Consider the following 22,807-nt stretch of genomic DNA (forward strand, 5'->3'; position numbering starts at 1 on the left):
AAGTACGGGCTGTTCGTCGGACATCGGAAGTATGGATGACGGCTTCTCAAGTCCCCAGCTTCTGAGTCGCGCTGAACGGCTCCTGTTCAAGGCAATCTTCCGCATGGTGCCCACCCCCCCCATTTCGCCAAGCTTGCTGCGACGCAGCTGATGTCTCTGATCTCGTCGTTCGGTTCCCGGCCGTCCGACCAACAATAGGCACCCACTGTGAAGTTCGGGTGAAGCCGAAGCCTAGTGCTTTGTCACACGAGTGTTTTGGGATTCACGTTTGCCTAAGCCATTAGATGCCAGGGACTTCCGATTTGCCAGCACTCCAAAATCCTGCTGTGACGGAGCACTAGCTCGCTGTGGCGACCGATCGCCGTGCGAAATCATAGAGTGAACACACCCAACACTCCCGATCGGACGTGGAAAGCCCCCTATCCCCGACGACCGCAGTAGAGGACGCGGGGGGAGGTCCGACGCAGTCGGGACGATACGTTCCGCCAATTGGCCGACGCCGTGCACAAAAAGCATTTGCAACCAGAATCTGGACCGGCTACAACGTCGGCTCTCATCATCTGGCCAGGAACTGGCCAGCGGCTGCACAACTCTCCAGCAATCGACGGACCGCATCGCCTTTCTTCGGAGACGCCCTCTCATGCGATCGACGTGGCATTCGTGGGACGCGACCTTGGCCAAGTTGGGTTTTCGCCGGGTGAAGAAGCGAGCACGGCGGCGACGCGGTCCGATGGGTCGACGATGTCTGTTCGAACCGCTGGAGGACCGGCGCGTCCTGTCGACCAATTCGCCGACAGTGGATCCGTGGGAATCTCATGACGTCGAAGCGAGTTGGATCTCGACGCCCGTCCAGACAATCCCAGCGGCGGCCGAGTTCGTCATCGTCGGCGGCGCGTCGCGTAATCTCTTTGACGTCGCGACCGAGTACGTCGACGGCGTGCCTGTCGCCCTCCTGTCGCTGTCCAGTCGCGCGAATGCGACTAAAGAGCTTCGGCTTACGATCGAATTGGAGTTGCGCGACGGTCGTGAGGCGTTGAGGCGGTATGAAGTCACCTTCACGATGGCCGCGGACGAGTTTCTCGCGGTCTATCGCTCAGACCGCGTCGCCGCCGCCTCGAAGAGCCTTCCCGGCGCAGCCTCCGCGGCAGAAACTCGACTCGACGATCTTGTCGACCGAGCCGAACTGCGCAAGACGGAGCAGCAGCAAACCGAGGCCCGGATGGCGGAGCCGCTGGAGGCCTCGGTGCGCACGGCGTTAGATGACTTCTCCGCGATATTGGCCAGCGGAAAGGCCCCTGCGTCGTCGAAACCCGCTTCGACGACGACGCGCGACTTTTTGTCGGCGAGCGAACGCAAGCAGGCGGGAGAAGCCGCCATCCTGCTCGCCGACAAAGTGCGAACCGACCTCGCTAGCGGCGATGCGGCCCGCGTCGCCGCTGCACAACTCCTTCGCGGTCAAGTCCTCGCGTCCGCCGATTACGGCGACGTCCTATGGATGGGTTATCAGGCGAACTCCCAAGTCCTGCGCACCGAGGACGCCGGCCCAGGCCAGGTTCGTCACAGCGCGATCTACGAGGCGGGCCGACTGCGACTCAACGAGGCGATCACGGTCGACTTCGGTCGGGAGGGCGTCGTCGCGGTCACGACCACGCCGTTGAATCTTGCCTACTCCGGAGTAATCCGCACAGCGGCGCTGGGCGTGGAAGCCGGTGCGACGACCACCGCGCCGGCCGAAAACGAGCACGGCATCTACCTCTGGAACGGCTCGCCGGGGGCCTATCCCATAGTCGATCCGATGCCGGTCGTAAACAATCCCGATTATCCCACCGGCGAGCTCGTCATCGACGGGGTCATGCGGTTCAACCTCGAACCGTTCACGCAGTACGTCGATGCCGCTCGCGTCACGATTTCCCCAGTTGCGGGGCCTAACGGATACCCCACGACGTCGACCGACGCCCGCCAAGCCGCCGTCATCGTCGAACACGACTCCTGGACGTCTTCGTCCGCATGGAACGCGTTTCCCGAGCGAACAGACGGGCGGCCGGTCCTCACGACCTCCGGAGCGTCGAGTTGGCATCCCGAAGCCGATGGCCAGGGGGGATTTGAATCGGTCCAACTCGACGTTTCAGATTTCGTCCGCGAAAAAATGCGCCGTGGCGACATGAACGTCAATTTTCTGCGCGGCGCGTCCAGCGGGACAGCCGAAGTCATAGCTGACGTAACAGCCTTCGAGATGGCGGTCAAGGACGCGCCAACTTACTACGCCGCATTCGGCACGCGGCTCAGCAGTCTGCAGGACATCCTGGATCGCGGCGATCTCAATCGAGACGGCGTTATTGACGCAGCCGACGCCGAGCTGTTCATTGAAACGCACGGCTACCTGCAGGGTGATCGAGATTTAGACGGCGACGTCGATGATTACGATTTTGATCTTTCTTGGTATCAACTCAACTTCGGCAGCCAAGCGAATTACTTCGGCGGAGATTTCAATCTCTCCGGGGCCATTGATGTCGGCGACTTGGTCGTCTGGTCGAACAACTTCGGCGATCCCCAGCCGGCGGAGGTCGAGAATGCACTCTCCTTGCGAATCTACTCGCCCGATCAGGGACCGAACTTCACGGAGCTCGTCTGGTACGCCGCGAGCGGCTCATCCACGGTGGAAGTGGAGCAACCCGGCGACGTCGTTCTCACGCGGTTCGACGCATCGGCTCCAGGACAATGGCAGGTCCACTACAACATTCTCAATCACGACGCGACGTCGCTGACCGTCAAGATCTACCGCTCGAGCGACGGCGTCGCGCTGGACGACGAATTGCTGTCCGTGCCAGTGACCGACCCTTCTCAGTTGGAACCGGGGATTGATCGGACCCTGTCGCTTGCTCCCACGCTCAACGGCGTCACGCTGGCTGACAGCGATCGCTTGGTCGCCGTCGTGGAGGCGACTTTCGCCGGCGGCGAAGCGGATCCGAACAACAATCGGGGCCTCTTCTACGGCGGCGCCTTCAAGGTCGGCAACGTGCTCCATCTGATGGGGAGCGACGGCGACGATACGTTCGAGGTCTCGGCGAGCGGCGGCGTCTACGCCGTCAACGGCGTCACGTCCGTGAGCGGCGTCAGCGCAATCGAATCGCGACTCTATGGCGGCGATGATCGGGTCCTCGCCGCATCGTCCGTGACGGCCCCCGTGACGGCGTGGGGCGGCGCCGGCAACGACATCCTCTACGGCGGGTCAGGAAACGATTTGCTCTACGGCCAGGCCGGCTATGACATTCTCATTCAAGGGGGCGGAGGGGGAGGACTGCTGGATTGGGGAAACGGCGGCGCGCGAGACGCCCTCGTCGTCACCACCCTGGCGGACGAAAACGAATGGACGTCGGGGGTGTTTTCGACCGATTTTGGGATCGGCGATGTGAGCCTGCGCGAGGCGATCGCGTTGGCCAATTTTGACGCGACGGACGACATCATCATATTCGACGAGTCGTTGCAGGGGACGATCGCCCTCGATCCAACTCTCGCCCAGATCTTCATCACCCGAAACGTCGAAATCATCGGGCCCGGCAAGGATCTTTTGACGGTCGACGCCCAGGGCGAGTTGGTTTCCGGCGGCGTCCGTCGCGTGTTCGTGAACAATGCGACGGCGACCAGCACGATTCGCGGACTGACGTTGACCGGCGGCTACGCCGGGACGTCCAACGGAGATGGCGGCGGCATTGTCAATCTCGGCATCTTGACGCTCGACGCGGTTCGCATCGCCGACAACCACGTCGCCCGATCCGGCGGCGGAGTGTTCAGCAACGGCGGCTCGCTCATCGTCACGAACAGCGAGATCATCAACAACACGAGCCTCTATTCCGGCGGCCTTGCGGCGGTGATGAACGACGCCGGCGACGTATTCCTGCTGGAGAATTCCACGGTTTCTGGAAACGTGGCGCTCAACTCGGCAGGCAACGGCGGAGCGGCTGGCGGCGTTTTGGTTAGCTCTAACACGAGTCAATCGTACGCGACAATTGCAAACTCGACGATCTCCGGCAACATTTCGGGCGTTTCGGGAGGTCTTCGCCTGAACGGTTCGATTAATCTGTTCGTCGTGAACAGCACGATTACGGCGAACACCTCGACCGGCAACCACGGCGGCGGCATTTCCGGCGTGGACAGCAGCCAACTTACTCTGCAGAACTCGATCGTCGCCAACAACTGGACGAACTGGCAATACAAAGACATCGTCGATTGGTCGAGTGCGACGTGGCAGGCGGATCACTCTCTTTTCGGGACTGTTGGCAACACAGGCATCCCGACAGATCCAGCGTCGGGCAATCATGCAGTAGGCGCTGGGGTTAATCCCGGCTTGTCGCCGCTGGGCGACTACGGAGGCGCGACGCAGACGCACATCCCGCTATCGGGCAGCTTGGCCATCGACAATGGCGCCGTCGGCGTGGGCGGAACAACCGATCAGCGGGGGCGAGTGCGCCCCGCAGATGGAAACGGCTCCGGCACATATGAACCGGACATCGGCGCCGCGGAGCGTCAACCTGCGGTTTCGTTGGAAACCGGCAACATCCTGTTTGTCGTCGGCGACGGCTCGGTCCCGATCGTGCCCAGCGCCAACTTGGACGGCGTGATCGAATCGATTGTCGTGCGCCTCACGGATCGCCCCGACGGCTTCTATGAGACGTTGACGGCGTCGCCGTCCTCTACGGCGATCACCGCGACCTACAGTGGCGGAACGCTCACGCTGTCGGGACAAGCATCGCTGGCAGAGTTCCAGCAAGCGTTGCGATCGGTCAAGTACGACAACACGGCGCCAAGACCCGACACGACCAACCGCTCCGCAATCATCGAAGTCCGCGAAGGAGGCTCTGTCGTCGGTACAGGTCAGGTAGTAGTCGACCCGCGCATTCGCGCTACGCTCTTGCTTCCAGCGTCTGCAGACTTCTCGGTCTACAATCATCTGGGGCTGCTAGACGACGGCCTGTTCTGTCTACTTCCGATCGGTTCTGCCACCAGCGAAAGCGAAAGCCGAGATAATTCCGGATACCTCCAGTTCGATTTCCCGGCCGCGCTAGAGAGCGGTTACGTTGAGTCCGCAGATCTGATGCTTTCGACAGTCACGTTTTACGATCCAACTCTACGCATATTCGTCATTCCGCGCGAGCATCAATCAATTGCAGCGTACAAGCTGGGCAGCCTGCCCCCGGTCGCAAGCGAAACCCATTTGAACGAGGCCATTGACCTGAGCATTTCGACGCCGGCTGCCGTCATTTCGACCAGAATCGAGACCCGTTCGCAGGGAGATATCCTGGCGACTGTCAGCGACGCGCTCGCAGCCAACGAGACTTCGCTCGCGCTGGGGCTGATTGACAAAGAGAATGACCCCGACAAGTCCTATTGGGCGCTAATTGCCAGCAGCGGTTTCCCCGATGCGGACTCGCGGCCTGTGTTGCGTGTGACCGGACTTCTGAAAGACGTAGAGCCTACTGCGATTTCAGACGCGTATTCTTCGAGCGCTTACGTGCCGCTCATTGTCACTCCCGCCGACGGCGTTCTGAACAACGACCAACCGCTTTCCGATCTGCCGTTAACGGCGGAATTGGTGTCGCCGCCGTTGGCCGGCACTTTGGACTTTCATGAAGACGGCTCGTTCAGCTACACGCCCGACAAGGATTCCGACGCGAAGAAGATTTCCTTTTCGTACCGAGCGTTCAACGGACTCTCCTACAGCGAGCCAGCGACGGTCGCGATCGAGTTGTCTGCCGCCAGAAGCTTGAAGATCGAACCCCAAATAGCTTGGGTCCAATCGCCCAATTCAAGTCATCAGGACACCTTCTTCGATTCGGACGGACTCCTTGAAACCAATCCTCGGTTTCATCCCGTGGGCTGGTATGAAAACCTGCTTATCGATCCGCAGTGGATCGAAAGCGGGTATGTCCACGATGCATTTCCTTACATTGCTCCGCCGATCCCTGATCCTAGCATCGACGATCCGAATGAGAACGAAGACGACCCGGGAAGCACTTCAATCGTCTTGCCCTGGGACTGGTGGTTTAGGATCCCCGACACGAAGCCGTTCGATTTTCTCGGGATCCCGCGAAAGACTTCCTATCTCCAGTTCGACCTTCTGCCCAATGGCGAAAGCAATGTCGACCCCGCCGACGTTCACATCGAATCCGCTTTTCTCGTCTTTCGGTCTGAAATCACGGACCTTTCTCCGCATGGAGTTTATTATAACGGCGTGGTCGAGAAGTCGCTGCAGTTGACGCCTATCGCTGAAAGATCGCTCGCAGATAATCCTCAGTTTTGGGTTCGCTTGGCCAATGACGCCCAGTTGCCGCCACTCGACTTCCGAATCGATCTCCCGAATGCCGGTCTCAACACCGAATTCCGCGGTTTTACTCAGCACGGGCTTCATGGTCGTCACAAAACGGATTTTACGACGTCTGCACAGGAAATCGTCGCCGCGGCAGTGACCAGCGGCGTACCGATTAATGAACTGTTGATGACGGTGCGTTTCGACGGCCTGAATCTTGCAGCCGGGTCAATTCATAACGTACATCTCATCGTGACCTATGCCGAACCGCCAGTGTCGCTTGCCGGTAACTCGGCCCCGATCTTTACCTCAGCACGCATTCTTGAAGCGTTCGTCGGCGAGGAATACTACTACGAATCGACGGCCAGCGATGAAGACGGAGACGGACTGCAGTTTTCTATTGATCCGGCAATCCAATGGCCTCAAGGTTATGTGCCTGCTCCTAATGACGGTTTTGTCGTAGTTGACCGCAATTCTCCCTATGAGTTTGGCGAGTACCGCTGGAACCCCTCCCCGGAACTCGTCGGCCAGACGGTAACGATTACGGAACTCGTTCGAGACGATGCGGGCAACGTCTCTTCACGATCAATCGAGATCCTCGTATCGGCAAAGCGCCATAATCGCGATCCGATCATCCTCAATGATCCGCCGCTAGAACACCTGATAGCATTGCCACAGCCTGCTGTACGCCTTGTGTCGCCGGAATTGATCAGCGAGCGGCTTGGTTACCAACAAACCAAGGAAGTGAACGTCGCCGTAACCCGTCCCGGCAGCAGTTCCCAATTCGGCGTCGAGCAGTATAGGCCGCCGGAAGGCGAGGCGGGCAGGTTGTCCGTCTATCGGGAAACCGATGGCAAAGCACTTGTTAACGCCCTTCTCTTTGGAGGCGCAGCGGGAATCGTCGTTAAGGACGTTAACCTCACCTCTTTAGTCGGCGGCCGCAATCCCGAGACGGGCAGGTACGATGCAGAGGCGACTTCGACCGGAGTATTCGTAAATCGTGCCGGCACATATGGGCTGGGGCAGTACGGCATCGTGCTTAGCAGCGGCGACGCCCGCGACTATGGCAGCGGGTCGTCAAGTGTCGAATCGAACACGACGGATTTTGGCACACTCGCGCACGAAGAAACGCAAGAGCCATTGCTTGATATGGTCACGTCGAGTGACGAAGATTTCACGCACTTTGACGCCACCTCATTGGAGATTGTCTTTCGAGTCGAGGCAGGTCACTCTCAAGTTGCGTTCGACGTCGTCTTCGGGTCCGAGGAATTCGCGAAATATGTCCGGACGAGGAAGATCGACGGTTTTGGGCTTTTCCTTGAAGAGTGGGATCCCGTCACCAAGTCGCCGATCGGCTCGATCACGAATCTTGCGAGCCAAGCGGGTTTTGGCCCGCCCGAGGGCCATCCATCCGGGGCGCTTTACGCAGCCGAACCGGGAGTTCCTTTGGAGCAATTGCCGGTGAACATCAATCACCCGCAAATGAACTACGCAGAGGGCACCGAGCTCAACGCCGTTCTGACGCCGTACGGACACTCAAGTCCGGTCATGCATTTTTCCTCGCCGGTCGAATCCGGAAAGCACTATCGCTTGACATTCATCATTGCGGACACGGACGACGGAGTCCTCGACTCGACAGTCTTTATATCGAGACTTGGAGGCGGAGTTCCCGATCTCATCGACATCGGTCTCGAAATCGACTTGCCGCCGGGCGTTGCCATCGAAGACGTGATTGATCCGGCGGACCTTGAGCAAATCGTCCTAGGCGTCCCCCCTTCAGGAACAGCCGAATTCACGATACGCCTGCGCGGCGACGGGCTGCCCCGCCAGTTCGATCTGCGATTTGTGGAGGCCAAGCCCAACGGGGACATCGTGGGCAGAATTCCCGTCGCCTTGAATACGAATTACTACTGGGACGTCGATGCGGTCGATGAGGACCAAGACTCGCTACTTTACGAATTGACCGTGAAGCCGCCGGGGGCCGCGATCGATCCGCACACCGGCGAGATCACATGGACGCCGTTAGAAGAGAGTGTTTTCGACTTCACCGTCGTGGTCAGCGATGGCAACGGCGGCAAGGCGACGAAATCTTGGAAAGTCGACGTATCGAGCGACCACTCGAATTCGGATCCTGTGATCGACGTATCCAAACTGCCGTCGACCACGATCGACGCTCAAGTCTCTCGACCGTTCGAGTTGCTCATTGTTTCCAACGATCCTGATTCGACGGACCCGGCCTACTATTACCTTGAGAGCGGGACCGCCCCCGAAGGGATGTCGATCAATCGGAATACGGGCAAAATCACTTGGATACCGCTTGGGAGCCAAGCGGGACTAACGGCGAGTCCCGTCGTTCGCGTATTTGACGGACGAGGTGGAAGCGATTCTTATGGTTTTAGCGTCACCGTAGCTCCGCAGAACGTGACGAGCAACGCCAGCCCGCGAATCGATTTCCTGCCAGGAATCAGCCCGAAACCATATGTGCTGGTTGCGAAAGAAGGCGAGAGATTCCGACTCCCTCTCCAAGTCTCCGATCCTGACTACGATACGGTGACGCTCACCGCCAGCGGTCTCGACGGACTCTTCTATGATCGTGAGTCAGGGTACTTGGTCGGTCAGCCGAGGATTGGAGACGCCGGGCGCCACCAGATCGTGCTGCGGGCGGACGATGGTCGTCGCGGCTTCGATACGATGACGTTCCAGCTCGAAGTCTTGCCCGCGAATACGCCGCCCAGAATCGACTCGACGCCGCCCCGCGGCGGCGGTGACGCAGGCTACGTATATCGGCTCGCGGCGTCCGACGTCGATCAGGACGAGATTTTCTGGACGCCGCTCAATCTGCCGGCCGACATGAAACTGCTCTACGATGCCGAGGGCGCCTACCTCTTCTGGGCCAATCCTGTCAGCGGTTTGCATTCCGTCTCGATCGCAGCGCACGACGGGCGAGGCGGAATCGATCTGCAGGAGTTCACGTTGGAGATCGGCGCCGTCGCCCCGCCGAGCATCGCCGGCCAAACGGTCAACGTCACGCCGATCGATCAGCCTTATGTGTCAGAGTTTTCGGTAACGAGCCAGTCGCCGTTGACCAACTGGAACAGCGTCGACCCGGCGACGCGCCAGATCTTTCTGGACGGCGATTCGTACGCACGCGGCATGACTCTCGATTTCACCAGCGCCAGCGCGTCCGGCGGCGGCGGACAGCCGTGGACCTATGAGGGCGTGCGGATCGTATGGACGCCGACGACAGCCGACGATTACGCGGTGAGCGTCACTGCCAAGAACGACGGCGGCGCTTCCGTCACGGCCTCGTTCGACCTCGCCGTTGCGCCTCGGGTCAACGTGACGCTGCCGCCGAAGCTAACGAACAACCCGCTCGGTCCGGCCGTCGTTGGTCAGGGGTGGTCGTATCCGCTCGCGCTGGAGGACCCGGACGGCAATGATGCGCTGGTGACGATCGAGGTACTTGCCAAACCGGCCAACGCCAGTTTCCATCAGGGATCGAAGACATTCTCGTGGACGCCTGGAATCGTCGAGCCGGGCCTCTTTCGCTTCAAGCTGACCGATGATCACGGCGACTTCTCGATATGGGAATTTGCGTTGCCAGTCGTAGAGAACGAAGCCGCTTCGACGACATACATTGTGCCCAAGAGCGAGGCGCCTCCTCAAAACCAGGGGCCGCAGTTTAAGACGACTTCCCTGGGGGCGATCGCCGTCGATCAGAAGTTGAGAGTACAGTTGGACGTCCGTGATCCTGACGGGCATCTCGTGACAAGTTTCGCAGTCGACGCGGGGCAGACGACGGCCCCAGGCTTTACTGACGAGAACATAGATGACAATGGGATGATCGAGTGGACGCCGTCCGTCCCCGGTGAGTACGCGATTGCCGTCGTCGCGGCCGATAGCGAAGGGGCGCTATCCACGCTCGTATTCACGATTCTGGTCGGGGACAACGCCGCGCCGACTTTCAAAGCCCCCGCAACAGGCATTCCGTCCGCGACAGTCGGGCTCCCCTACGCGGTCGATTTCGTAATTGAAGACCCGAATCCTGGGGACATCCCCAAGGCGACTCTTAACGCCGAAGCGTTGGCCCTGGGCCTCAAATTGCAGCGGGTCTCCGAGACGACGACTTGGACGCTCTCGTGGGATTCGCCTACGACCGTCGGACAAGTTCCTGTCACGGTCACGCTCGACGATCAGAGAGGCGGCGTCCGCAGTGTTTCGTTCCCCCTATTAGTCCTGCAACAGGAGGACGGAGCGCCTCCGACGATCGGGACGGCGCTTCCGGAATCGATCACGATCCCGGCCGAACGTTTGTTTTCAATCGATTTGATCGCGTCCGACGCGAGCGGTACGAAGCCGAAATTCAGTTGGAGCCAAGCGTTCATTAATTCCGGCGTTCCGACAGGCCTGACGCTCACGTCCGACGGACGAATCCGTTGGGAGCCGGCTGTCGGTCAGATCACCCCGCCGCCGACTTTCTATCCGGTTCAAATCGAAGTCGCCGACGCCGATAGCAACATCTCGACGATTTCGTTTGACTTGCACGTCGTTGATCCGGATCTGTTCACGCCGAGCATTCCGGTCATCGATTCGACTCCCCCCAATGCGAGTACGGCTAGACAGTCATTCGTCTACGAACCGACGGTCGTTTATTCGGGAAATCTCCCCTTAAGTTGGCTTAAGCTCGACGGCCCCGAGGGACTTGAGGTCGATCAGGTCACCGGACGCGTGACCTGGAGCCCGCAGAGCGCCGACGTCGGATCGACGCCGAATGTGCGAATTCGCGTCATTGACGCTTTTAATTCGGGCAGCGAGCAAACTTTCAAATTGGACGTGCGGGCGACCAACCAGAAACCGACGCTTACCGAGGGGCTGCCTAGCGAATGGAAGGCCGGGCTGGCGTTGGATTTGCCGATTGGGATCGTGGATCCCGAGGGACATGCGTTGACGTTTGGCACCCTTGCCCCCGTACCCTATGGCAAGCCGCTGCCCAGCGGGATGGAAATCAGCGCCGCCGGTCGCTTGACATGGTCGTCGCCAGTCGAAGGCTCGGTTTCGTTTATCGTACGTGTCTACGAGACGCACAAACCGGAGTCGGTCTCGGAGATTCCGTTTCAACTGAACGTGCTCTCGGCCGGTGCCAACCTGAAGCCGCAGATCGTGGAAGCGCCGTCGAGCTCGTACGCGACCTATGCGACGGGCGGCTATCAAAATCGCTACCGGTTCGTCTTTAACGATCCGGACGGCAGCGCCGGTTCGCTCCACTACGAGATCACCGGCGGTCAAACCGGCGACATGGCCGTGTCGGCAGGCGCGGCGCCGGGCGAAGCAATCGTCACCTGGACGCCGAACCAAGGCGAATTGGGCTCGCACTCGATCACTGTCAAAGCGACCGATCTCAACGGCGCCGGACGCTCGGTGTACCGGACCTTCACGCTGAAAGCCGTCGAAAACCAGTTGCCGATCATCAACGCTGGCCAATCGTTCGCTGTGGCCGTGGGGGACAAGCTCAAACAGCACGTCCGCGCACACGATCCCGAGCAGGGGGGCCTCGCGTTCACTATCGACGAAACGGCGGCGAACGACTCGGCCGCCCTTGTCGCGGCCGGGCTCGCGATTGATCCCGCGACCGGACAACTGTCGTGGGACGTCCCGCCAAACGCCGGTTCGATCGATTCCTACGTCGTCACCATCGTGGCGACGGATGCTCTGGGCGCCGTGACGAAGCGGGACGTGAACATCGTCGTGACGGAGGACGACGTTGCGCCGACGATCCGACTCACGATGCTCGACCCGGTCACGAACAAGCCCGTTGCAAACGGAGGCAAGCTCGTCAAGAACAACCAGCCGGGAGAGAACGATGATTACCGGCTGTCGATACGTCTGAGCGACAATTTCGATTTGGGCGCGCTCGATCCTCAGAAACACAAGCTGACGGTCATTCCGGCCGCGGGCTCGCCATTTGACGTGCCTTTGCCCGGCTTCCGTTCCGATTTCGGCATCGACGCCTTCGAAGTGGGGCCGCTCTCGCTGGTCGTGACGGCGACGGACGCAGCGGGATTGAAGCGCACGGAAACGTATCGTTTCTTCATCGTGGACGCCGATTCGGACGCGGTCGCCTCGATCGACTCGCCCTCCAGCGGCAAAGGGGTCACGTCGATCACGAAGATCGTCGGCTCTGTCGACGCGGACTCGACGACCGCCGGGACGGCGACCTCTTATGCCATTGACGTAATCGACGCTCGAACGGGCGAGACAGTTCGACGCATCGCCGAACAGACCGTGAGCGCCGAGATCGTCAACGGCGAGTTGGGAACGTTCGACCCGACCCTGTTTTCGGACGGGACGTACCGCCTTCGGTTGACCGTCGTCACCGGCACAGGCGACATCCTGGCGATCGACGAGCAGCGCCTCGAGGTCGTCAATTCTCTCAAGATCGGTGAACTCGATGTTGCGTTTACCGACTTGGCCGTCAACCTCGGCGGCATCCAGGTTTCGCTCGCCCGGAGCTACGACTCCAAGCGGGCCGGCGAACTGGGCGATTTTGGGTACGGTTGGAATCTGGATTTTCTGGACGGGTCGGTCGTCGTCGATCATCCGTCAGGATACGTGACCAATCTCACCCAATCGACCCCGATCGGGACGCGAATCCTCGTGACGCTCGCCGACGGTTCAACGCATGCGTTCACATTCAATATTACGGGCGGCGGCAAGCCGACCTTCATCCCAGACGAGGGCGTTGCGGGCCGTCTCTCATTGACGGACGTGTCGTCACACCTCTACTTGGAGCGATCATGGGCTAAATCTGACGGGACCGTAGTGGACAACGGCAGAGACGAGTTCGTCCCGGCGTGGTGGGCGCGCGACCTCAAACTGACGATGCAAACAGGGCTCAGCTACCATTTCAGCTTCGCTACCGGCAACTTGATCGGGCTCTCCGACCGAAACGGCAATCGCATCAACATCACGCCGGCCAAGAACAACAGCGGCGTCTGGCAAACGCAGTATATTCGCTCAGAGGGCGGATCGCAGCAAATCGAGATTCGGCGCAACGCAGTCAGCGGCGTGATTACAAAGCTCATCGACCCCAACGGCGGTGAAATCAACTACGAGTACGGCGATTTCGTCCCGGCCAGCAGCGGAACCCCCAGTTCCTTCACGCCGAATGAAGACAATCGTCTCGGTCGCCTGACCAATCGCGCCGGAAACAGGACCCATTTCGTATACACGGCCACGGCGATCACCGACGAGACGCTTGCCGAGCCGCTGTTGTCTGGCGTCTTCAACGAAGACGTGCGCATTCTGACTGTCGCCTACAACGCCGAGGGCCGCCTGAATTCGATCAAGGATGCGGCGGGCGGCGGCACGGACGTCGAGTTCGACCTCAGTCTCGGCGACGGCCGGTCAGTCGAGCGAATCGAAGACGGCACTGGTGCGTTCATCGACATCGTGCGGGACAGCCGCGGCAACGTCGTCATGAGAGTCATTCCGCTGGATGCGCCCGGTGCAGTCTCCGATCCTGCGGCCCGCAAGTTCTTGGTCACCGAGACGGTCTACGACGATGTCGACAATATCATCCGTGAAAGCGTCCCGTATGTCGTAACAGGCGCCGAGCAGCGGTATCAGGTCCACGGGGCTGATCCAGCAACGAATCCGGGGGCGTGGGCGCGTCGCATCGTCTACGACGACTTAAACCGTCCGATTCTTACTTTCGATGCGTTGGCCAACGTCACCGCAGTTGCGTACGACTCTGAGAATCGCGTCATCATGGTGACCGATCCCAACGGGACCGTGACGCATAGCGTTTACGATCAGGCGACGGGCGACTTGCTGGAACGATTCTCGACGCGCGGCAAGCAGGGCGCGGCGTTTAATCGCACTCGCTACGTCTACCAGAACGGACGCCTCGTCGAAACCTGGCGAGGATTGCAGGACGCGGAGATCCTCGTCTCCTCGACCGCTTACTACGAGTCGGGCGACCACTACGGCCTCCCCAAGTCGTCCACCGACGCCGCCGGCGTGACGCGTTATTTCGCCTACGATAACAACGGCAGGCAGACGCATTCCTGGTACGTCTGGATCGATCCGCTGAACACGCTCCCAGCTCGCACCTTCGTTTCAGTCACGCAACTCGACGGCGAAGGCCGTGCCACAGGAGCCCGGCAGATCGAGCTTACCGGAAGCTACGAAACGTTTACGGCGCTGCCGTCATGGGTGCAAGATTCCCAAGGGACGCCCCCGCCCGGCTCCACTGACCTCAAGTCAACGACGTCGACGGACTACGATTCCCAGGGCCGCGTGGTGCAATCGACGGATAGCCTTGGCGCCGTCACGCACACGCGCTACGACGTCCGCGGCAACGTGATTGAAACTCGCACGACCGCCAAGAACGCGGCGGGGACGCTTGGTTGGCTCGTCGCCCGCACGCTTTACGACGATCAGGGGCGCGTCCTCTTCTCCGCCGATCCGTATTTCGTCACGGTGAGCTCCTACGGCAACACGGGGCAGCCGACCTTCGGCACGTACGCGCAGTATGACCATCTCGGACGAACGATCGAAAGTCGGCGATACGACGGCGTGCAGATCGACGTCAACGATTCGGGCGAGGCGCCGATCGCCGAGAGCGCGTTTGATTTTGAGTCGGCGACGCCGCGGTCCGTGTCCTCAACGCACTACGACCCACAAGGCCGCGTCGTGTACACTGTCAGCGAGTCCGGGGCCCGCACCGACTACTATTACGACGCCACGCGGCAAATCGCTACGCTCGCCCCGGCGGTCGTCATAGACGGACAGACGGTGCGCCACCTGTCCGAGTCCGTCATGGATCCAGCGGGTCGACTCGTGCAGGCGAAGTCTAACATCGCTATTGCTGCGGCTGCCGATGCGCACCCCTTGGATCTCAACGATCCCAATATTCGCGACGACTCGGCCGAGCAGAACACTTATTACGAATACGACGCCGCCGGGCGGCAAACGGCCGTCGTGACGACCGAAATCGACAATCCCGACTACGACGAAACCGGACTGGTCGGCGAATTCGACACTTTGCACGCCCGCATCCACATTCGCACCGAAACTGTCTACGACGACTTCGGACGTCGCATCGCATCGATCAATGGGATCAAACAAGCCGACCCGTTCGATCCGGAGTCGGTTGATCGCACGCAGCAACAGGAAACGAGGTTCGAATACGACGCGGCGACCGGCAACCTGACGGCGGTGATCCTGCCGGCAGTGGAACATCCGGACGTCAATATCGGCATGGTGCGCCCGCGTTACGAGTACGTCTATGACGTCTACGGAAACCGCACCTCGATCCGCGACAACATTTACCAGATCGGCGACGGCGTTTATTACGACCACGACGGAATCGCCAACGATTTTTCGGCCGCCTATGACACCCGGGTTACTGAATTTGAATTCGACCATCGTGGCCGCCAAACGTCGCGGACACTGCCCTTGGGCGTCGACGCAGCGAACGGCTCCTTCCGAGAACAACGGGCTTTCGTCGACACCCCGGTCAACGCTTCCGATCCTAATCTCGACGCCAGCGTTTACGCCGGGCAGCTCAAGTACTCCGTCGATTTTGAGGGCCGCGTCACGGCGTATTTCTACGACAACACGGCGGGGGGCGGCGGCCGGCTCGTCCGCAAGGAGCATTTCGCCAGCGAGGCGAGCTACGCCGGCGGCGCCGGCGCGGTCGTCGACCGCGTCACGTACGCGTACGACGAGTTCGGCCGCACCAAGTCGGTCAACCAGCAGTTTGCGCTCAATACGGGCAACCCGACGAGTCGGCTCACGACCAACGACTACGACGCCGAGGGACGGCTCATCTTCACGCAGACGCCCGAGGGGACGATTCAGTATGAATATCATCCCGTCACGGGCCAGCTCATTCGCACGTACACGGGCGCCGCGGACGACGGCGGGTATGCGTCGACGGCCGGCGACTTAAAAGCGGTCACCGACACCCGCTACGTCTACGACGACCAGGGACGCTTGCTGCGGGTCGTCTCCGTCGAGCGGTTTGATACGCCGCTCGCCGGCACGACGGCGCCAACCTCCACCGTCGATTGGGCCGACCTCGACGGCGACGGCTCGTTCACGGGCGCCGAGCAAATCACCGGCGAGGTGACGACCTATTCTTACGACTTGGTCGGCAATCTCAGCCGAATCGTGCTTCCCAACGGGGTGATGGTCGACCACGCGTACGACGAGCTCAATCGCCTCACGCGACTGGTGCAGTACATCGACAACGTCGGCGCGGGCACGGCGGGCGAGTTCGACGCAGCCGACTTGCTTCGCGCCCGTTACGACTACAATGTCGACGTCCATCACAAGCGCACCAAGCTTGTCGAAAAGATCAACCATGGCGACCTCGACAACACGACCGTCGTCGAATCGCACGTCGACTGGGTCTACGACGCCATGGGCCGGCTCGTCTCGGAGGACTACGATCACGACGTCTCCATCGCCGATGACGTCGACTTTCTGGCGGAGTATGCGTTCGATCTGGTCGGCAATCGGCTGGCGAAGTTGGTCGACAGGCGGGCGGCGGCCGGCGTCGACGAGGCGTTCGCCTACGATTACGACCGGAACGATCGGCTGATCCGCGAGCGCGAAGACGCCGACTACGCGACGGCGCAAGGTTACGACTCGACCACCTTCTACGAGTACGACAACCCCAACGGCGTCGGCGGCGCCCTGGACGGGACCGAACGAACGGCGGTTCGCAAGTTCGTCGGCGACCACGCGACCCAGCCGGCGTCCGGCGTGACCGTGCTCAGCGAGTCGACGTACGAGTACGACCTGCGGGGGCGAATGAAGAAGGCGATCGTCGACTCCGACGGCGACGGCCAAGCCGAGACGACCAGCGAATACGCCTACAACGACGGCGGCATCCGGATCAGCCAAACCGTCGACGACGGCAGCGGTCCAACCACGACCCACTACAACGTCGACGGCAACAACCACACGGGCTACGCCCAGGTGCTGGAGGAGAAGCAAGACGTCGGCGCCGACGGGCTGGACGACGACGATGTGACCAAGAGCTACGTCATCGGGCATGATGTGCTGGCGGCAGCGGCCGAGGCGGCGCAGGCGATGTTCCTGCTGGCCGACGGTCACGGCAGCACGCGGATGATCCTCGACGCGGCGGCGCAGATCGTCGAGAACGTGAGCGCCGGCAACGTGAAGCAACTGTTCAGCTACGACGCGTACGGCAACTTGGTCGTCGCGCCTGCGCTCGTCGCTCAGATTGAAAACGCCGTCGTCAACCTGCTGTACAGCGGGGAGCAGACGGATTGGGCGACGGGATTGCAGTATTTGAGAGCGCGGTACTACAGCTCGCTAACCGGGACGTTCAATCGTACGGATCCATTTGGTGGCAATCAGTACGATCCACAGTCTCTGCACAAGTATCTATATACACACGGAAATCCGATCGACGGCGTTGATCCCAGCGGCGAGTTCCTTCAATTTGTTTTCTACTATTTTGCCGTAATCCTGATCCTAGCGCTCCGGCCGAATTTTGCCAACGCACCAGCACCGGGTGATTTTACATATGCTGATAATAGTGGTGATATTGTAATCGACCTTGGATTCTCCCTAGTTCTCGCGCCTCCATTCGCCGCAGCTGGACGGGCGATTGGACGGTATGTAGTAATGCCAGCTGCGAACCGAGTCAGCTCTTTCTTCTCGACGTTCTCTGGTCCGATCCGCAATGCGGTGCCGGCACGAATGGCAAGAGTCGTTCCGAGCAAGTTTTTTTCACAGGCCGGCAGGCTTGGAGCCGAGAAGGCCGACGATGTTTTCGTAACTGCCGCGGATGATCTAGCGGGCGCAAATTCGGCAAGAGAAGTCGCGAGACGCCTTGCACTCGTCGATGAATCCGGAGCACTTTTTGACGGTCCCTTTACCATAATTGAATTTGAGACGCCTTCGTTCTACTATGCTAGTCCTATCAATCGAGCCAATCCCGGTTTCATTGGTGGAGGAGCGACTTCAGGAGGGGCGCGGGAGTTCGTCGTCCCTAACATAGCGATTGAAGATCTAGTGAACGCGACGGTTCGGGAGGTGCTATGAGCAACTGCTGTCAATGTGATTCCATAAATGAGCTAAGCGGTGCACCAGCAGTGGAATACGCCAAGTCGCATCTACGTGAATTGTCCACCAATCCTAGTGACTGGACCGTTGAATATATTTGCGATGACACAGGTACAAGATGGATTCTTGACTATCCGTTTCCTGATGGACACGGTGGCGGACCGCCTCGACTAAGAAAAACAAAAACAGATTTCCAAAATGCGTAGAGTACGAGTATTCGCCCCGCCAAGAACCCTCGACAATCCGTGTTTGGAACCAGCCTCAACCACTCAAGTATGCTCCTTACAATTGTCGCCGTCCAACTCCCCATGACTTCGCCGACGCCACCGCTGACGAGGAAGCCGACCGACGCGCGCACCTGCGCCGTCCGCTCGCACCTCGGCGAACGTCAAGAACATAGTGGCTCAAGCATCCAACCAGCGCGTCGTTCATGCCGATTGAGCACGCTGCCGGCTGCTACCGAGGATGAGTAAGTGCTACGATTTCTACAAGGCGTACTTCTATTCGCTGGGATTGCTCATGCCGCACATGCGAGTCCTCTAGTTGTGGTTGAGAGCCAAGCCCGCGGGAGCGTGAATAGCAGCAGCAGGACTTCGTTTGTTCCCGTGACGTCGTTCCACGTCGACCAATGGAATCAGTACCGAAACCTGCGCAGCGAGGTCGATTGGAACCTGGGCCTGCAAACCTCGGCGCGAGGTCGGATGATCTGGGAGGTCGACGCTTACAGTGCGTATCGCCCGGAGCAAGAAGTCTATGATCGGGAAGGCAACCTCGTTTACGTACGTCCTGCCGGATTTGAAGTCACGACCGCCAAGGCCCAAGCGCCTCTGGTGCTGGCGGAGCCGGCCTATGTCCGCTTCACGGTGCTCGGCGCGGGGCTGAACGGAGTTCGCCGGCTGAGTCTGACCGCTTTCGATCACTCGATAGTCTACGAAGCGGACGCCCAAACAGGCGGTCTTCTGCCGTTTACGACGATGAGCCCGAATTTGGCGACTCCCGAGCCGCTTGACGTACTCGGTGAGGACCAGTGGTTTCTCGCTTCCGGCGAGACGATTATCGACCTGGAAATCGTGTCTTCGTACCGCGACGACATGACGTTGTACGACGGCCATCTGCGATTCTCGCTCGAATTCGCCCGCGCAGCAGATTGGCAAGGGGACTACGACGGGGATCGATTAACTACCGGCGACGATTTCCTGACATGGCAGCGGCTGGACAGGACGACGGCCGGCCTGTTGACCTGGTCGAGCGGCTTCGGCGCCCCTGCTCTGTGGGAAGGGGATTTTACTGCCGACGGGCGCGTGTCCGGAGACGACTTCCTATGGTGGCAACGAGGCCAATCTCCCAATCCGTTGCTGGCTAGCGACTTGTTGGACTGGCAACAGACGTTTGGCCTTACAGGCGGGGCCACGGCCGACATCACCGCATTGAGCGTCGCTGAGCCCGTGGCCATCGCCCAATGGGTTTGCTGCCTAGCGGCCATACATTTATTGCGAGCGAGCGCATTTCATCGCCGAGGCGGTTCGAGTGGAGCACGCGAATGACCGATCTTAAGCAAGCTGCTGATGCAATGTTTGCGGATCTAGAACTCCTGGACCTGCTCCAGCGGCACGGGGACTTGCGGCTCCACGGCGCCTACGAGATGGACCTCATGACGTGGCCGGAGATTGACGTCTGGATCTTCAACGACGCCTTCGCATCTGCAGACGCCTGGAAACTCGTCGGCGCCCTGGCCGAAGTCGCCCCGCCGACCCACGTTCACGTCATCAACCAACTCGACCACGACCTCGGCAAAACGCCCCCCGATTGCGTATCCATCGATTATCGGTTCCGCTACGGCGACCTCCAGTGGAAGCTCGACATCTGCATCGGCAGTGCGGCGCGGCACGAACCAGGGTTGGAATATCTGAAGCACGTCGTCCCGCAACTCACGTCCGAAAAGCGAGCCGCGATTCTGGCGATCAAAGAGCTCGCGATGCGGTCGCGGTGGTATCGCAAGAGCCGCTGGTACTACGCGCAAGGCCAGAAACAGATGATTGGCGTCGACATCTATCGCGCCGTACTCTTCGAAGGCGTGCAAACGCCGGCGGAGTTCGTCAATTTCATCTGGCAGCACAAGGGAATCGACATCTCTGCCGACTTCGGATTGCCTCCGGGGGCATTCTCAATTGTCGCTTCCCCTTGACAAGGCGGATTACCCAAGCTTGTCAAGTTGTTCGGCCAGAGTCGCGGCCCGTTCGCCAGTGTACGCCCTCGCCGGACCAATCCGATCAATAACGGCGCCAAGCGATTCATCGCCATGAAGATCCAATGGCACGGGCGAGATATCGAACGCCGAGTAATAGTCGCGGAACTTGAAGTCGTCCACCGGGCTGAGTTCACTCAACAACAGTCGCCGCGTTGGCTTGCCCAGTGCCTCGGCAGCAATAAGTCCGTCAAGCGATGACGAGAGCACGTACTCCGCGCGGGCCAGGAGCGTCAGCACCTTCTCGACATCGGCTTCGACGTTCACAAGGACGATTTCCTGCGCATACCGCAGAGCAAACGCCTTCAACCGCGGGTCATCCTGCTCGTCGCGGCGAGGCACGACGGCCAAGGTCTTGTCCAAGGCCGGCTGCTGCGTCATCAGCCGCGGCGCCAGGAGCCCGATGTCAGCCAGCAGGCAATCGGCGCCGGCTTCGCAGCGATCGGCCGTCAATCGGCCCCGCACGGCGAGGATGTTGGCTTCCGGAAACGACCGGCGCTCGTGCTCGCTGGCGAATCCAGCGCCGAGAATCGCGCCGGTGAAGTCTCCGGGCAATTCCGCCAAGGAGCTGCCGCCCACGACGGCGGCGGCCTCCGTCGGGCCCGCCCGCCGGCATTCGATTCCAAATCTCGATAGCAACGAAGCGACGAGGCGTCCGCCCAAACCTGAGCCGCTCGGGCCGAAGACAGCGAGAGATTTCCGAGAACCGGAGCCAGATGTCCCGACTGATTTCCCGAGGCTCGCTGGCTTTACAATCCGCCTCGTAGGCGATGCGCTGTCGATGCTAACGAGCAGTGGATAGCCTGAACTCTCGGCATAACGACGAAGCTCCCTCCAGAAAGCGCTTTGCCCGGCAGTCGCCCGCTGCATTTGCCTCGCAACATAGGCTTCCTTTCCTGCTGTAAATTGAGAGAAGTCGAAGACTTCTCGGAACTCATTGCGCTTGCCCAGCATGTCAATGCCAAGCATTGTCGCCGTGCACTTTCCACATCGCGAACAATTGCGCAATCCCGGAGATAGAGTCGGGCAGACATGCAGGTGGCGTGAGGCAATGGGCCAATTCGCAATTCGTTCAATCTTCCTAAGGCGAGTGAATTGAGCGCCATCGCTGACGATGCGAGTCAGGTCAGTCGACAACAAATGATCGCACAGCGGATTTGATCCGTCCGTGTCGGCAGCCAAGTCCGCGTAAGTCGTGCCTGTCTGGTGGATATATGTGCGAACGCAGTTCTGCTGGAGCAATATTCCGCTAATGACGCGCGTGCAGAATCCGCCGCGGCGATTCGTCGCAACTTCACCTAGGTTTGAGTCGATGAAAGCGATCGGTAGCTCTAGTTCCTTAGCTATTGCAGACAGTTTTGCCTGATAGGCTCGGTAGGCCGCGGCGCCTTCCGGGTGGATCGGAAACGTGCCGGCGTTTCCAAACACCAACAACTCCGGGCGGTCGCCTAGTCTTCCTTCAACGAAATAATCGTACAGCGTCGAAAAGGCGTCGACGCCAGCCGAGAATCCGGTGGCGACGACTCTCGCCGAAGCCAATTGGGCACTAGCCGGAACTGACGTGGCCGTCAAACTGACAGGGCGCAACTCAGGATAGAGCGACGACAATGCAAGTTGATAGTCGTACAATCCTCGAAGCAACTCGCCCGAAACCGGGGCCTCCACCGAGATATCGACACCGATTGCCATGCAGTCGACAAGAACCGCGGTGACGAACGCGTCCGCACGATCCGCAGTCAGTCCCGGCAAACACTGCTCAGGAACGTCGTAATGAAGGCGTCGAGTTCCGCGACCATCACGCAGGCCTGCGCTGATGCGCACTCCGTCGGGGCGTCGTTCGGAAGAGATCTGGTTGATCGTGAGCGGCATGGCGGCTTTGCCAAGCGTAAGTCATTCGATGAGGCACGCCCTCAAAGTATCGGAAGTCTGCTCGCAGGATACAATGGATTTGGACCGCCGAGCCGCCTTCTGGCATCGCGGCCGCTTTAGCCGAGAGGCGATAGACCCTGAAAAACAGGGGGGGCTCACTTAGACACTGGACTCTTGCGAAAACGGATTTCAAGACTGCTTGTTGATTTGACTCAGCTAGCAAGGGCTAGCAGCCCGTTGAAAAACCCAAGCTTGACGCCCGTGTTATAACGGTCGTCGTTGCA

At 60.1% G+C, this 22,807-nt stretch carries 5 protein-coding genes; 4 read left to right on the top strand and 1 reads right to left on the bottom strand.

The window, feature by feature from the left end:
* Positions 1-640 precede the first annotated feature (640 nt).
* From KF688_17945 to KF688_17960, 4 genes are all read left to right on the top strand, one after another.
* Positions 641-18,388, top strand: coding sequence for a choice-of-anchor L domain-containing protein (locus KF688_17945; protein ID MBX3427567.1), 17,748 nt, complete (start codon positions 641-643; stop codon positions 18,386-18,388).
* A gap of 50 nt (positions 18,389-18,438) precedes the next feature.
* Positions 18,439-18,615, top strand: coding sequence for a hypothetical protein (locus tag KF688_17950; protein MBX3427568.1), 177 nt, complete (start codon positions 18,439-18,441; stop codon positions 18,613-18,615).
* Between the two features lie 399 nt (positions 18,616-19,014).
* A complete protein-coding gene (locus KF688_17955) occupies positions 19,015-19,953 on the top strand; it encodes a hypothetical protein (protein ID MBX3427569.1) in 939 nt (312 codons plus the stop codon).
* On the top strand, positions 19,950-20,594 hold the full coding sequence (locus tag KF688_17960; protein ID MBX3427570.1) for a hypothetical protein: 645 nt from the start codon (positions 19,950-19,952) through the stop codon (positions 20,592-20,594). The genes KF688_17955 and KF688_17960 overlap by 4 nt, the downstream gene beginning before the upstream one ends.
* A gap of 9 nt (positions 20,595-20,603) precedes the next feature.
* Here the strand turns inward: KF688_17960 and KF688_17965 are convergent, their stop codons facing one another.
* Positions 20,604-22,523 (bottom strand): hypothetical protein, encoded by a 1,920-nt coding sequence (locus KF688_17965; protein ID MBX3427571.1) that lies wholly within the window; start codon positions 22,521-22,523, stop codon positions 20,604-20,606.
* Between the last annotated feature and the right edge of the window lie 284 nt (positions 22,524-22,807).

It is taken from the genome of Pirellulales bacterium (assembly GCA_019636345.1).
GTDB lineage: Bacteria > Planctomycetota > Planctomycetia > Pirellulales > Lacipirellulaceae.